Annotated in this window: 13 protein-coding genes and 1 tRNA gene; all 14 read left to right on the top strand. The window is 60.6% G+C overall.

All coding sequences use genetic code 11. From position 1 onward, the window contains the following. Positions 1–46: 46 nt before the first annotated feature. Complete coding sequence (locus BMX62_RS06560; protein WP_202906224.1) at positions 47–415, top strand: DUF4870 family protein; 369 nt, start codon at positions 47–49, stop codon at positions 413–415. A gap of 184 nt (positions 416–599) precedes the next feature. Beyond that, positions 600–2,531, top strand: coding sequence for a threonine--tRNA ligase (thrS, locus tag BMX62_RS06555; protein WP_090206211.1), 1,932 nt, complete (start codon positions 600–602; stop codon positions 2,529–2,531). Between the two features lie 3 nt (positions 2,532–2,534). After that, positions 2,535–3,053: a translation initiation factor IF-3 gene (gene infC, locus BMX62_RS06550; RefSeq protein ID WP_090206208.1), complete on the top strand. Its 519-nt coding sequence runs from the start codon at positions 2,535–2,537 to the stop codon at positions 3,051–3,053. A gap of 103 nt (positions 3,054–3,156) precedes the next feature. Further along, complete coding sequence (rpmI, locus tag BMX62_RS06545) at positions 3,157–3,354, top strand: 50S ribosomal protein L35 (RefSeq protein ID WP_008931335.1); 198 nt, start codon at positions 3,157–3,159, stop codon at positions 3,352–3,354. Positions 3,355–3,379: 25 nt separating this feature from the next. Further along, complete coding sequence (gene rplT / locus BMX62_RS06540; RefSeq protein ID WP_090206205.1) at positions 3,380–3,736, top strand: 50S ribosomal protein L20; 357 nt, start codon at positions 3,380–3,382, stop codon at positions 3,734–3,736. Positions 3,737–3,841: 105 nt separating this feature from the next. Next, positions 3,842–4,861, top strand: a complete 1,020-nt coding sequence (gene pheS, locus BMX62_RS06535; protein ID WP_090206202.1) for a phenylalanine--tRNA ligase subunit alpha — start codon at positions 3,842–3,844, stop codon at positions 4,859–4,861. A gap of 27 nt (positions 4,862–4,888) precedes the next feature. After that, complete coding sequence (gene pheT, locus BMX62_RS06530; RefSeq protein WP_090206199.1) at positions 4,889–7,270, top strand: phenylalanine--tRNA ligase subunit beta; 2,382 nt, start codon at positions 4,889–4,891, stop codon at positions 7,268–7,270. A 3-nt stretch (positions 7,271–7,273) separates the two neighbouring features. Continuing rightward, positions 7,274–7,576: an integration host factor subunit alpha gene (gene ihfA / locus BMX62_RS06525; protein WP_090206197.1), complete on the top strand. Its 303-nt coding sequence runs from the start codon at positions 7,274–7,276 to the stop codon at positions 7,574–7,576. Further along, the gene (locus BMX62_RS06520) at positions 7,554–7,919 is read left to right on the top strand and encodes a MerR family transcriptional regulator (RefSeq protein ID WP_090206195.1); all 366 of its coding nucleotides are present in this window, start codon (positions 7,554–7,556) and stop codon (positions 7,917–7,919) included. Before ihfA ends, BMX62_RS06520 begins: the two co-directional genes overlap by 23 nt. Positions 7,920–7,967: 48 nt before the next feature. Then, positions 7,968–8,044, top strand: a tRNA-Pro gene (locus BMX62_RS06515). A 113-nt stretch (positions 8,045–8,157) separates the two neighbouring features. Beyond that, on the top strand, positions 8,158–9,555 hold the full coding sequence (locus BMX62_RS06510) for an AmpG family muropeptide MFS transporter (protein ID WP_090206192.1): 1,398 nt from the start codon (positions 8,158–8,160) through the stop codon (positions 9,553–9,555). Between the two features lie 3 nt (positions 9,556–9,558). Then, positions 9,559–13,365, top strand: coding sequence for an ATP-binding protein (locus BMX62_RS06505; protein WP_090206189.1), 3,807 nt, complete (start codon positions 9,559–9,561; stop codon positions 13,363–13,365). Continuing rightward, positions 13,355–14,386: a hypothetical protein gene (locus BMX62_RS06500; RefSeq protein WP_090206186.1), complete on the top strand. Its 1,032-nt coding sequence runs from the start codon at positions 13,355–13,357 to the stop codon at positions 14,384–14,386. Before BMX62_RS06505 ends, BMX62_RS06500 begins: the two co-directional genes overlap by 11 nt. Positions 14,387–14,429: 43 nt before the next feature. Further along, positions 14,430–14,530, top strand: a 101-nt coding sequence (locus BMX62_RS13380) for a MerR family DNA-binding transcriptional regulator (RefSeq protein ID WP_143339676.1), incomplete at its 3' end; no start/stop codon positions are given.

Raw genomic sequence — 14,530 nt, 5'->3', positions numbered from 1 at the left:
AAGGGCTGGCCGGTGGTGTCATCTCAAACTCATGGGAGAACCAGGCATGTCGGAGATTTCGGGAAGTACGGCGGGTGGAGCGCCGGGCAAGGATCAGACCCTGATGCCGAAGATCATCTATGTATTGTATCTGATCTCGCCCATCGTCGGTCTGACGGGGTTGATCGGCGCCATCGTGGCCTACGTCTACCGGGGTGACAGCAGCGGCTGGCTGAGGACCCACTACGATTTCCAGATCCGTACCTTCTGGATGGGGCTGGTGTACATGATTGTGGGTCTGTTGCTGAGTTTTGTCCTGATCGGGTATCTGGTGCTGTTGTTTTGGTTTGTCTGGCTGATCATTCGCTGTGTGAAGGGATTGAAGGCCCTGGGCGAGGGTCAGGCGGTGAGCAACCCCGAACGCTGGTCCTGGTAACTTGTGATTTTGTGTCAATTTCGTTAGCCTGAGCGCCGTTGTCAGGTTCGTCCGTGGACAATACTTGCCGCCGGCCCTCGCTCCTGTCAGCGAGAGCCGGCGGCCTTCCCCCCAGGGACAATGCTTCCTATCATCACGAACAGCGCACGACCCCTCGTACAGGCCGGCGCAGGAGATATTCCACATGCCCGTCATCACCCTCCCCGACAACAGCCAGCGCAGCTTTGATGCGCCCGTCACCGTGGCCCAGGTGGCCGCCGACATCGGTCCCGGTCTGGCCAAGGCCACCCTGGCCGGCAGGATCGACGATCGCCTGGTGGATGCGTCCCATCTGATCGAGGACGATGTCCGTCTGGCCATCATCACCGACCGGGATCCGGAAGGGCTGGACATGATCCGCCATTCCACCGCCCATCTCATGGCCCAGGCGGTGAAGACCCTCTATCCCGGCGCCCAGGTGACCATCGGTCCCGTGATCGAGGACGGGTTCTACTATGATTTCGCCTACGAGCGCCCCTTCCATCCGGAAGATCTGGAAAAGATCGAGGCGAAGATGAAGGCGTTGGCCAAGGCCGACCTGAAGGTGGAGCGTCGGGTCATGCCCCGTGACGAGGCGGTGGCATTCTTCCGCGAACAGGGGGAGGAATACAAGGCCCGGATCATCGCCGACATCCCCACCAATGAGGACATCTCCCTGTACAGCCAGGGCGATTTCATCGACCTGTGCCGAGGGCCGCATGTGCCCAGCACCGGCAAGCTCAAGGCCTTCAAGCTCACCAAGGTGGCTGGTGCTTACTGGCGCGGGGATGCGAAAAACGAGATGCTTCAGCGTATCTACGGTACCGCCTGGCCCAACAAGCAGCAGCTGGAGGATTATCTCCACCGCCTGGCGGAGGCCGAACGCCGGGATCATCGTCGCATCGGTCAGGAGCTGAACCTGTTTTCCATTCAGGAGGATGCCGGCGGCGGTCTGGTATTCTGGCATCCCAATGGTGCCCGGATTCGCCGCGCCATCGAACAGTTTTGGGCGGAAATGCACGAGCGGGCCGGGTACGAATTTCTCTACACCCCCCACATCGCCAATCTGGAACTGTGGAAAACCTCCGGGCACGCGGACTTCTATGCCGAGTCCATGTACGAGCCCATGGAGGATGAGCATCAGGCCTTCCAGCTCAAGCCCATGAACTGTCCCTTCCATGTGCTGGTGTACAAGGACCGGCTGCGTTCCTACCGGGATCTGCCCCTGCGCTGGGCGGAGATGGGCACCGTGTATCGCCGCGAGATGTCCGGTGCCCTGCACGGCCTGATGCGGGTGCGTGGCTTCACCCAGGACGATGCCCATATTTTCTGTCGGGAGGACCAGATCGAGGCGGAGATCCTGCGTATTCTGGACCTCACCCTGGCGGTGCTGCAGGCCTTCGGATTCGAGGATTTTGACATCAACCTGTCCACCCGCCCGGACAAGGCGGTGGGTTCCGATCACATCTGGGATCATGCCACGGCTGCCCTGAGGGCGGCTCTGGAGCAGAAGGGGCTGGCCTATGACGTCGACGAGGGGGGTGGCGCCTTCTACGGCCCCAAGATCGACATCAAGATCCGCGACGCCATTGGCCGTCAATGGCAGTGCTCCACCGTGCAGCTGGACTTCAACCTGCCGGAGCGCTTCGACATGGAATATGTGGCGGACGACAACACCCGCAAACGGCCCATCATGATCCATCGTGCCCTGCTGGGGTCCGTGGAACGCTTCTTCGGTGTGCTCATCGAACATTATGCCGGTCATTTCCCTTTGTGGCTGGCGCCGGTGCAGGTGCAGGTGCTCACCATCACCGACCGACAGGACGATTACGCCTGTCAGGTGGCCGATCTGCTTCGGGAGCAGGGGGTCCGTGCTCAGGTAGACTTGAGAAACGAGAAGATCGGCTTTAAAATCCGCGAGCATACGCTTCAACGAGTGCCGTATCTGCTGGTCCTGGGGGACCGGGAAAAGGATACGGGTACAGTCGCCGTGCGCACGCGCGATGGGCGGGACCTGGGGTCGATGGAGATCGATTCCCTGATTCAGCGTCTCTCCCTTGAAACCGCGAGCCGCGGCCATTCCATTTTGGAGGATTGACATATCAGCGCTGGTAAAGAGAACCGATTAAACGAGCAGATCAATGTACCCCAAGTGCGCCTGATTGGTGAAGATGGCGAAAACATGGGGGTCATGCCGACTCGCGAAGCCATGAGAATTGCCGAAGAGGCAGATCTGGACCTGGTGGAAATCGTGCCAACGGCCGAACCACCGGTGTGCCGGGTCATGGACTACGGCAAGTTCAAGTTCGAGCATAGCAAGAAGACGCAGGCTGCCAAGAAAAATCAGAAACAGGTTCAGATCAAGGAAGTCAAGTTCCGTCCGGGAACGGACGAAGGCGACTACCAGGTCAAGCTTCGCAATCTCAACCGCTTTCTGGAGCATGGTGACAAATGCAAGGTCACTATCCGCTTCCGCGGTCGTGAGATGGCGCACCAGGAGCTGGGTGCCAGGTTGCTCGACCGGATTGAAGCCGATCTGGGTGAGCTGGCCACGGTGGAGCAGCGCCCCAAGATGGAAGGTCGCCAGATGATCATGGTGATCAGTCCCAAGAAGAAGTGAGCAGTCAGCGGTAGCCATAATAAAACGGATGCACGGGTCACGGTACACCTGTGCGTCTCGACCAACATGTCGTCAACCAGGCGACATCATCCGGAGTTCAAAGATGCCGAAGATGAAGACCAATCGGGGCGCCGCCAAGCGCTTCACCAAGACCGGCTCGGGCGCCTTCAAGCGTGCCCAGTCCCATCGTCGTCACATCCTGACGAAGAAGAGCACCAAGCGTAAGCGCCACCTGCGTTCCGCCGCCCACATCCATGCTTCGGATGTGGCCGCTGTGCGTCAGATGTTGCCCAACGGCTGAGCCGAGTCACCCAGGAGTTTAGAGCATGGCCCGAGTCAAAAGAGGTGTAACCGCCCACGCCAAGCACAAAAAAGTGCTGAAGAAGGCGAAAGGTTATTATGGTGCCCGCAAGAACGTTTATCGTGTTGCCGTGCAGGCTGTCACCAAGGCCGGTCAGTACGCCTATCGTGACCGCCGTCAGCGCAAGCGTCAGTTCCGCGCCCTGTGGATCGTGCGCATCAACGCTGCGGCCCGTGAGTTTGACCTGTCCTACAGCCGTCTGATCGACGGTCTGAACAAAGCCGGCGTCGAGATTGATCGCAAGGTGCTGGCTGATCTGGCAGTGCACGACCTGCCCGCCTTTGGCCGTATTGCCGAAAAGGCCAAGGCTGCCCTGGCGTAAGCACTGCGGACGCAGGCCTGCCCCCCATGGTGGGGCGGGAACGTCAAAAGGGGAAAGGCCTGGCCTTTCCCCTTTTTGTTTTCAACGCAACGACGGAAGCTCCACGTGGAATCCCTTTCCAATCTCACCGACGCGGCGCTCACAGCGATCCGGGCGTCTGCCGACCTGCGCCATCTGGATGAGCTGCGGGTGCATTACCTGGGCAAGAAAGGCGTCATCACCGAACAGTTGAAGTCTCTGGGGGCATTGCCGCCGGAGCAGCGCCGGGAGGCCGGGCAGGCCATCAATCAGGCCAAGCAGGTGGTGGCCGAAGCCCTGGAGGCGCGCCGCGAGGCCCTGGAACTGGCGGCTCGGGAGGCCCGTCTGGCGGCGGAGACCCTGGATGTGACCCTGCCGGGACGGCGTCAGGAGCCCGGCGGCCTGCATCCCGTCACCCTGACCATCGAGCGCATCCAGGCCCTGCTGGAGCAGCTGGGCTTTGCGGTGGCGGAAGGTCCCGAGGTGGAGGATGATTACCACAATTTCGAGGCCCTCAACATCCCGTCCCATCACCCGGCCCGGGCGATGCACGACACCTTCTATTTCGATGCCACCACCCTGTTGCGCACCCATACCTCGCCGGTGCAGGTGCGGGTGATGGAAAACCAGGCGCCGCCGTTGCGCATCATCGCCCCCGGTCGCGTCTATCGCTGCGACTCGGATCTCACCCATAGCCCCATGTTCCATCAGGTGGAAGGGCTGGTGGTGGATGAGCAGGTGACCTTTGCCCATCTGCGCGGCGTGCTGGATGCCTTTCTGCGAGCCTTCTTCGAGCAGAACGATTTAAAGACCCGGTTTCGGCCGTCCTATTTCCCCTTCACCGAACCCTCCGCCGAGGTGGACATCCAGTGTGTGCAGTGTGGCGGCCACGGCTGCCGGGTCTGCAAGCAGACCGGCTGGCTGGAGGTGATGGGTTGCGGCATGGTGCACCCCAATGTGCTGGGGCATGTGGGCATCGACAGCGAACGTTATTCCGGCTTTGCCTTCGGGCTGGGGGTGGAGCGCATGGCCATGCTGCGCTACGGGGTCAACGACCTGCGGCTGTTCTTCGACAATGACATCCGTTTCCTGCGCCAGTTCGTCTAACCCATTCCGAATCAAGGTTGAGCATTCATGAAAATCAGTAATCAATGGCTGGGTCAGTGGGTGGATCACGGCCTGGCGGTGGACGCCCTGGGCCATCGCCTGACCATGGCGGGCCTGGAGCTGGACGCCATCACGGCGGTGGCGCCGGACTTTACCGGCGTGGTGGTGGCCCATGTGATCGCCGTGGAACCTCATCCGGACGCGGACAAGCTGCGGGTGTGCCAGGTGGATGACGGCAGCGGCGAGCCGGTGCAGGTGGTCTGCGGCGCCCCCAACGTGCATGTAGGCATGCGCGCCCCCTTTGCCCGGGTCGGCGCGGTCCTGCCCGGTGATTTCAAGATCAAGAAGGCCAAGTTACGGGGGGTGCCGTCCTTCGGCATGCTCTGTTCCGCTCGCGAGCTGGGTCTGTCCGAGGCCCATGAAGGTCTCATGTCCCTGCCGGACGCACCGGCGGCGGGCACGGACATTCGTGTGCTGCTGGGGCTGGATGATCAGGTGCTGGAAGTGGACCTGACACCGAACCGGGCCGATTGCCTGAGCATGGCCGGGGTGGCCCGGGAAGTGGCGACCCTGACCGGTCGGCCCCTGAAGGTGCTTGAGGTGCCGGCGGTGCCGGCGGCCTGCGAGGACATGTTTCCGGTGCGCCTGGAGGCGGCCGCGGACTGTCCCCGCTATGCTGGCCGGGTGATCCGGGGCGTGAATCCCGCCGCGCCCACGCCGCTGTGGATGCAGGAACGTCTGCGCCGGGCCGGGGTCCGCAGCCTGGGTCCCCTGGTGGATGTGACCAACTACGTCATGCTGGAACTGGGTCAGCCCATGCATGCCTTCGATCTGGCCGTGCTCGATGGTGCCATCGTGGTGCGGCGGGCCAGGGCCGGGGAAACCCTGACCTTGCTGGATGGGCAGCCACTGACCTTGAGCGGTGATGATCTGGTGATCGCCGACGAAGGCAAGCTGCTGGCCCTGGCGGGCATCATGGGCGGTGAGGCCAGCGGCGTGACCGATGACACTCAGGATATATTCCTGGAATCGGCCCATTTTGTGCCCATGGCCGTGGCGGGGCGTGCCCGTCATCACGGGCTGCATACCGAATCCTCCCATCGTTTCGAGCGGGGCGTGGACCCGGCGCTGCCCCTGCGTGCCCTGGAGCGGGCCACCCAGTTGCTATGCCAGATCGCCGGCGGTACCCCAGGGCCGGCCACGGTTGCCGAGGAGACATCCCGGGTGCCGGTACAGGCCCCCATTACCCTACGGCCTGCCCGGGTGAGTCGTCTGCTGGGGCTGACGCTGCCACCCGAGCGGATGGGGGAGATCCTCCTGGCGCTGGGGTGCCAGGTGAGCGGGGCAGGGGAGACCTGGCAGGTGACGGTGCCCTCGTTCCGCTTCGATCTGGCCATCGAGGAAGACCTGGTGGAGGAGATCGCCCGGGTTCATGGCTATGACAATCTACCTTCCCAGCTGCCCCTGGTGCGCCCCGATATCACCTGGCTGGACGAAGCACGGGTGGACCCCCGGCGCCTGCGGTCCCGTCTGTGCGACCTGGGATATCTGGAGGCCATTACCTTCAGTTTTGTGGACGAGGCCCTGGAAGCCCGGTTCTCCCCGGATACCCGACCGCTCAAGCTGGCCAATCCCCTCTCTTCGGAGTTGGCGGTGATGCGCACCACCCTCTGGCCGGGGCTGGTGAAGGCGGCCCGGCACAACCTCAATCGTCAGCAGACTCGGGTGCGACTGTTCGAGACGGGATTGAGGTTCGTGCCCGAAGGCGATGCACTGAAACAGGAAAAGGTCATCTCCGGCCTGATCTGTGGTGCCCTGTTGCCGGCCCAGTGGGGGCAGGCCGAGCGCCCGGTGGACTTCTTCGATCTCAAGGGGGATGTGGAATCCCTGCTGGCCCTGGCCGGTCTGGACCGGCAGGTGAACTGGCGGGCCGCTCGCCATCCTGCACTGCATCCGGGCCAGAGCGCGGAACTGACGCTGAACGGAGAGTCCCTCCTGGGCTGGGTGGGCGCCCTGAACCCGGCGCTGGAAGCCGAGCTGGATCTGGAAATGCCGGTGTTCCTGTTCGAGCTGTCCCTGGACAAGGTCTGCCAAGGGCATCTGCCCCGATTCCAGGAACAGAGCCGGTTTCCGGCCATCCGTCGTGATCTGGCCCTGCTGGTGGATGCCGCCCTGCCGGCTGCCCAGGTGGTGGCCGTGATTGAAAATGCCGGTCACCAGACCCTCAAAGGGGTGAACCTGTTTGACGTATATACTGGACAGGGTGTGCCGGAAGGGAGAAAAAGTCTTGCTTTAGGCTTGATTTTACAGGATTTATCCAGCACTCTTACCGACGAAGAAGTGGATACGATTATCCACGATATCGTGACCGGACTACAAGAAGAGGTTGGGGCGACCCTCAGAGCTTGATCGATGGCATTGACAAAAGCGGAGATGGCAGAGCGTCTGCATGAAGAACTCGGACTCAACAAGCGTGAAGCCAAAGACTTCGTCGAGGCTTTCTTTGAGGAGATCCGCAGCGCTCTGGAATCGGGGGAGCAGGTGAAGTTATCCGGTTTTGGTAACTTCACGCTCAGGGACAAGAACCAGCGACCTGGGCGCAATCCCAAGACCGGTGAAGAGATACCCATCTCTGCCCGTCGTGTGGTGACCTTTCGCCCCGGGCAGAAACTGAAGGCGAGGGTCGAATCCTATGCTGGAAGCGGGCAACAATAGCGAACTGCCGGTCATTCCGGGAAAGCGCTACTTCACCATCGGGGAAGTCAGCGACCTGTGTGGGGTCAAACCCCATGTACTGCGCTATTGGGAACAGGAATTCCCCTCCCTTCAGCCCGTCAAGCGGCGGGGTAACCGCCGCTATTATCAGCGACAGGATGTGATCCTTATCCGCCAGATCCGCAGCCTGCTTTACGAGCAGGGTTACACCATTGGCGGCGCCCGGCAAAAATTGTCAGGGCAGGAAGCCAGGGAGGATACTTCCCAGAGCCAGCAAATCATCCGCCAGATGCGATTGGAACTGGAAGATATCCTCCATATTCTGCGCCAAAAACCACTTTAAAAAATGCTTCACAAATAAAAAAACAGCGTCTATAATGCTGCACTTTCTCGGGGCGTAGCGCAGCCTGGTAGCGCACCTGCATGGGGTGCAGGTGGTCGGAGGTTCAAATCCTCTCGCCCCGACCATTTCATCATGAAAAAGCCATCCGTCTGGGTGGCTTTTTTTATGTCCGGTGATACATTGTCGATACCCAGGGACAGGTTGTGTCCCGGTCTGGCCCGGAGACCGTTGCCTTGCCATGACGACCGAGACCATTCCACCACAACATCCACGAAACTGGCGTGCCGCCCTGGCCGTTTATCGGCATCCGCGGGTTATCGGCATGTTGTTTTTGGGCTTTGCCGCCGGTTTGCCCCTGTTACTGGTGGGGGGCACCTTTACCGCCTGGTTGCGGGATCTGGGGGTGGAGCTGGTCGCCATCGGCTTTTTGAGCTGGGTGGGCATGGCCCACAGCATCAAAATCTTCTGGGCGCCGGTGGTGGACCGGATGTCCTTGCCGGTACTCACCCGTGTGTTGGGGCGCCGCCGGGCCTGGATGATCCTGGCCCAGAGTGTGATTGCCCTTGGGCTGCTGGGCATTGCCCTGACCGATCCCCGTGAGCAGTTGTGGCTGGTGGCTGTCTGGGCGGTGCTCACTGCCTTTGGGTCGGCAACCCAGGATATCGCCATCGACGCCTATCGCATCGAAGCCGTGAGCCGGGACCGGCAAGGGGCCATGGCAGCCGCCTATATCTTTGGTTATCGGGTGGCCTTGCTGGCTGCTGGCGCTGGTGCCTTGCACCTGGCGGCTGTTGGGGACTGGAGCCTGTCTTATGGCGTCATGGCTGGTCTGATGGCCGTGGGTGTGATCACCACCTTGATCATTCGTGAACCGGAAGTGGCCATTGATCAACATACCCGGCAACTGGAGCAGCGGGTGGTGGATTACCTGGATCGCACCACCCATCGGGGTTGGCGTCGTCGCTTGACTGCCTGGTTCATCGGTGCCGTGGTCTGCCCCTTTGCCGATTTTTGGTACCGTTATGGCAGGACAGCCTTGCTGGTGCTGCTGTTTGTGGCCCTGTTTCGTATCAGCGACATCTTCATGGGGGTCATGGCTAATCCTTTTTATCTGGATTTGGGCTTTAGCAAAACCGAAATTGCCAATATTGCCGCTGCCTTTGGTTTGGCCATGACCCTGACCGGCGCCGCCCTGGGGGGGCTTTTGGTGATGCGTTTCGGCATCACCCGGATGCTCATCGCCACCGCTTGTCTTGCGCCCTTGACCAATCTGACCTTTTCTTGGCTGGCCACTTTGGGGCCGGAGTTATATGGTCTGGCGTTTGCCATCATGGCGGACAATCTCAGTGGAGGGCTGGCCATTTCCGTGTTCATCGCCTACCTGTCGAGTCTGACCAACAGTGCCTATACTGCCACTCAGTACGCCCTTTTTAGCTCCATCATGACCTTGCCGGGGCAATTTTTGGCGGGGTTTACCGGGATTTTGGTCGAGCAGGTCGGCTGGGTCTGGTTCTTTGTGTCATCGGCCCTGATCGGCCTGCCGGCGATTGTGCTGGCGATACTGATTGCTCATCTGGCCAATCCCGATCAGGTGACAAGACCGGGACGTCCGGACCCTCACCCTGTGAGACATTGATATATGGTGAATGCCGGAAAACCCATAGATACCCGGTTGCTTTATGGTCTGATGGTCGCCGGCCTGTTCATGCTGGCCATTGTGCTATCTGGCTGGCGGGCAGGCGTGATTGAAATGGATCAGCGGGAGCGGCTGTTGCTGGAGACCCGGCAGATTGCAGCCATGATTCACTGGGAGGATGTGGCACAACTGGATTTTGCGGTCACCGATAAGCAGCATCCTGTGTTTTTGGCCTTGAATCGCCAGCTTGCCAATTATGCCCAGATCGCTGGCTACCGGGGTATCTGGACGGTGGCTCGCCGGGACAGTCAGTATATGTTCGGGCCGGAGAGCTATCCGTCCAGCGACCACATGGCCAGTTCTCCGGGGACTGTGTACCGGTTTCCCCCTGAAGAACTGGATTGGGTGATGGCCAGTGGCCGGGCGTTGACGACCACAATCCATCAAGATGAATTTGGCCAGTTTATCAGCGCTCTGGCGCCGGTATTGCACCCCCGTACCGGGGAGGTGCTATTGGTGGTCGGCGTCGATCTGCCAGCGGCCAACTGGTGGCGTCTGGTGCATCAGGCCAGGGTCTGGCCGCTGGTGGCGGGGTTGGTGCTGGTGGTACTGCTGTTGCTGGGGGGGTGGTATGCCCGATATGTTTCCCCTGGCCAGCATCCAGGCAGCCGTCGGGTGGTTTATATGGAGGCTGCCCTGGTGGCTTTGGCCGGGCTGGTGCTGACCACGGTTTATGTGGGTATGGCAAGGGATGCAGAACAGCGGGAGCAGCAGCACGTGTTTGAACGCATGGCCGCTTCCCAGGTGGACAGCATTGCCCGTATCTTCCAGCGCACCAGTCAGGATCTGGACAGTCTGGCCCGTTTCATCCAGGCCCAGGATGTTCTGGACTGGCGTACCTTTGCCGATTATGCCCGTCCCCTGGCTGCCGGGTCAGCGGTGAATGTCTATGCCTGGGCGCCACAGATTAGTACCGATCAGACCCCGGAGGCGCTGGAGCTGTTCAAGCAGCGCACAGACTGGGAGGGTTTGGTCATCTGGGAAAATGACGAGCAGGGAGATCCCCGGCCATCCTTCAGGACCGGAGACCGTTATCCAGCCCTGTTTGTGGAGCCGCCCTATGAAACCATGGCCTTGTTGGGATTTGATCTGGGATCTGATGCATCCCGGTTGCGTGCCATGCGTGAAGCATTGGACACCGGGCGGATACGGGGGACCGACAATATTCAGTTGATGGTCTGGGACCGCTGTTGTCAGGGGGTGGCCATTTTTCAGCCCACGCAGTTTCGGTTATCTGCTGGTATGACCATTCCCGGCAACCTGGAGTATATCCAGGGTCTGGTGGTGGCAGAACTCCCCCTGCAGGCTGGTCTGGAAAAGGCACTGGGGCTATTTGATCGGCAGTCCAGCCTGTTTCGTGTCACCTTGCTGGAAGTCAAGGGCGAAGGGGAATCCCCCCAGGTGTTGGCGGAATATCCCTGGCCCCTGGAGGCAGGGCAGGTCAACTATCAGGAGGTGCTGCTGGGCCGGCATGACCGGTTTACCTGGATGTCTCCCCTGTTGGCGTTTGATCGCAGTTATGTGGTGGTGACTCAGGCCAAGCCGGCGTTTTTCAATACCTATCCCGGTCATATGGTCTGGATGGCGGCATTGACAGGGTTACTGCTGACGGTGGTGGCCACCTCCCTGGTGATATTGATGCGGACCCGCCATCTGAGCGTGGAGGAGTTGGTGGCGGAGCGCACCCATGAGCTGGAAAAAAGTCGTGCCCTGATGCGCTCCATCACCGAATCGGCCCGGGATGCGATCATTCTGATGGGCCCCAGGGGGCGAGTGGTGTTCTGGAACCCGGCGGCAGAAACCCTGTTGGGGTATTCCAGGGATGAAATCGTTGGCCGTGATCTCCATGACATGATTGTGCCCCCAGGGGCTCCCCGGGGAATCATGGGCGATCTGTCATCATTTGAACGTCAGGGGTGTGACACCGTTGCAGGCCGTACCCTGGAGTTGCAGGCACGCTGCAAGGATGGCCGTGAGATCACGGTAGAGTTGTCCCTCTCTGCATTGCATCTGGATACGGGCTGGTATGCGGTGGGTATTTTGCGGGATGTCACCGATCGCCGGCGGGCCGAGCAGCGGTTGATGCGATTGACGGAATGTCTCTCCAGCATGGGGCCCAACTTCGATGATAACGTGCAGGCCATCACCCGGTTATGTGCCGGGTTATTTGGCAGTGATGCCGCCTTCTACAATCGGCTCAGGGAAGGTGAACTCTGTACCCTGGGGCATTGGAATGCTCCCCAGGACCTCCCCATGAAAGACGACCCTGAGGGTCATATCTGCTACGGACTGATCCGCCACAGCGAGCAGGAATGGCTGATGATCGAGGATCTGACGGATTCTCCCTATATGCTGACGGATCCATCGGTACAGCGTTACGGGCTTAAGGCTTATTTTGGACATAAGGTCTACTGTCAGGGCCAGGCGGTGGGTTCCCTGTGTGTGGTATTTACCCGGAACTGGCGAGCCAGTGAGGAGGAGCAGCGTCTGCTGACCTTGTTGGCAGCCGCACTGACTGCCGAGGAGGAACGTCATCTGGCTGTGCAGCAGTGGCATGAAGCCAAGGAGCGAGCGGAGCAGGCCAATCGGGCCAAGTCAGAATTTCTCTCTCGCATGAGCCATGAACTGCGTACCCCGATGAATGCGGTACTGGGTTTTTCCCAATTGCTTGAAGCAGACCCGGCCCTGGGGGAGGAACAGCAGGACAACGTGCGGGAAATTCTCCGTGGAGGTCGGCATCTGCTGGAATTGATCAACGAAATCCTTGACCTGTCCCGGCTGGAGGCAGGCCGGATCGAATTGTCTCTGGAGCCGGTGGCCCTGTCCCAGGTGCTGGGCGAATGTATCAACCTGCTGCGTCCATTGGCAGAAGAGCGGAGCATCCGGCTGCATCTGCAATGCCAGCCCCATCATGCGGTACTGGGGGATCGCACCCGATTGCGACAGGTGTTGATCAATCTCATGTCCAACGCCATCAAATACAACCAGCCCGGCGGCGATGTCTGGCTGGAAACCCGGCCTGGCATGGCCCCCGACACCTTGCAGGTGAGTGTGGCCGATACCGGGCCGGGCATTGATCCAGGCCGGATCGATGAGTTGTTCCAGCCTTTTAATCGGCTGGGTGCCGATGAAGGTGTACTGACTGAAGGCACGGGAATCGGACTCACCATTGCCCTGAGGCTGGTGGAATTGATGGGAGGCACCCTTGGGGTGATGCCGCGCCCGGAAGGGGGAAGCCGGTTCTGGTTTGAACTGCCGGCGACGCAGACCGTGACCCTCTCCAGGGCGGATGCCAATGAGATTGCAGATCAGGCCCCGGAGACTGAGCCGTCGTTGAATTCATATTGCGTACTGCATGTGGACGACAATCCTTCCAACCTGCGTCTGGTGGCCCAGGTGCTGGCAAAACGGCCCGGTATCCGCCTGTTGCAGGCCCCCGGTGCCGATTTGGGGTTGGCACTGGCCCGCAGCCACCAGCCGGATCTGATTATCCTGGATATCAATATGCCGGGTATGAACGGTTATCGGGCGCTGGAGCATTTACGCACAGACAGGATCACATCCTTGATCCCTGTTTTTGCCCTGACAGCCAATGCGACCCAACGGGATGTGAGCCGGGGGATTGAAGCGGGATTTGACGAATATCTGACCAAGCCACTGGATATTACGGCGTTTATTGCCCTGCTGGACCAGTATCTGGTGGACGAGCGCCCCACGGATGGTAACCCGGAGCCATCCCGTGAATCCTGAGGGACAAATACCCTGGATTCCCCATCTGCTGGTGCCGGGGCTGTTGACATCCGTCTCCCAGTGGCAGATTGACCACGGAGATATTGGACGCTATCCCGCCCTGGAGTGGTTATGGTCACGGGGGCGTCCTGTTGCCTGTGGCGCTGATGGATTGGAGACGCTGCTGTGTCGCTATTTTGGAGCCAACACCCCCGCCCCCGTGGGTGCTTTGACCCGGTTGGCAGTCGATGAGGCGATGGCCGAAGGGTACTGGTTCCGTGCCGAGCCGGTACATCTGACTGTAGGCACCGATGACCTGATTTTATCCGAGGTGGTGGGTCCATCCCTGACCGCCGCCGAGAATGATGCACTGGTCACCCGGATTAACACCCATTTTCAGTCCCGTCCCTGGCGCCTGCTGAGCGCCGCCCCTGGTCATTGGCATCTCTATCTGGAGACGGACCCAGGATTGACCACGGTACCCTTATCCCAGGTGCTGGGGCGGCGTGTAGGGCCATGGCAACCCCAGGGCATGGCCGCCCAGGCCTGGCAGCGGGATTTGACGGAATTGCAGATGCTGCTGTTTGATGCGCCGGAGAATCAGGCCAGGGAAGCCCGGGGCCTGTTGCCGGTGAACAGCCTTTGGCTCTGGGGAGGCGGTGCCTGGCCGGTTTTGGCATCACCCCGATCATGGGACGCTGCTTTTGGTGACCATGCATTGCTTGCAGGATGTTGTCGTTGGAGCGGTACTCCCTTGTATCCTGTGCCGGACTCAGCACTGTCATGGTTGGCAACCGGAAAAACCCATGGCCCGGTGCTGGTGGTGCTGGAGGATGTGCAGGCCGCTGTCCTGGCTGATGATGTGGAGGCCTGGATGGCCGCCATGAACACCCTGGAGCGGACCTGGTTTGAGCCGTTGCGTCAGGCTGTGGTCAGCGGCAGGATCGGGCCGTGGGTGATCCAGGGGGAAGAGGGTCGGGGCGTGTGGCTTGATGGCCGTTCCCGGTGGCGCTGGTGGCGGCGACCCCGGCCCTGGAGCTAGAATCTAGTCTTGCAAAAAATACACGATAGTGTACTCTTAACTTATGGAAAACACCATGAGTACAGGCAAGGCGGCGAAGCGGCTGGGTGTTTCGGTCAAGACCCTGCAGCGCTGGGACCGCGAGGGGCGCCTCATTCCAGCGGC

The sequence above is a fragment of the Ectothiorhodospira magna genome, from assembly GCF_900110965.1.
In the GTDB taxonomy this organism is placed as follows: Bacteria; Pseudomonadota; Gammaproteobacteria; order Ectothiorhodospirales; family Ectothiorhodospiraceae; genus Ectothiorhodospira; species Ectothiorhodospira magna.
Note: the sequence above shows the minus strand (reverse complement) of the source record. Positions and strands in the feature narration are given on the sequence as shown.

What these genes read in the sequence shown, in the direction of transcription:
- rplT (WP_090206205.1), top strand. Translation starts at nt 3,380, where the DNA reads ATGGCCCGAGTCAAAAGAGGTGTAACCGCCCACGCCAAGCACAAAAAA.
- rpmI (WP_008931335.1), top strand. Translation starts at nt 3,157, where the DNA reads ATGCCGAAGATGAAGACCAATCGGGGCGCCGCCAAGCGCTTCACCAAG.
- BMX62_RS06505 (WP_090206189.1), top strand. Translation starts at nt 9,559, where the DNA reads ATGGTGAATGCCGGAAAACCCATAGATACCCGGTTGCTTTATGGTCTG.
- BMX62_RS06510 (WP_090206192.1), top strand. Translation starts at nt 8,158, where the DNA reads ATGACGACCGAGACCATTCCACCACAACATCCACGAAACTGGCGTGCC.
- thrS (WP_090206211.1), top strand. Translation starts at nt 600, where the DNA reads ATGCCCGTCATCACCCTCCCCGACAACAGCCAGCGCAGCTTTGATGCG.
- BMX62_RS06520 (WP_090206195.1), top strand. Translation starts at nt 7,554, where the DNA reads ATGCTGGAAGCGGGCAACAATAGCGAACTGCCGGTCATTCCGGGAAAG.
- BMX62_RS06560 (WP_202906224.1), top strand. Translation starts at nt 47, where the DNA reads ATGTCGGAGATTTCGGGAAGTACGGCGGGTGGAGCGCCGGGCAAGGAT.
- pheT (WP_090206199.1), top strand. Translation starts at nt 4,889, where the DNA reads ATGAAAATCAGTAATCAATGGCTGGGTCAGTGGGTGGATCACGGCCTG.
- ihfA (WP_090206197.1), top strand. Translation starts at nt 7,274, where the DNA reads ATGGCATTGACAAAAGCGGAGATGGCAGAGCGTCTGCATGAAGAACTC.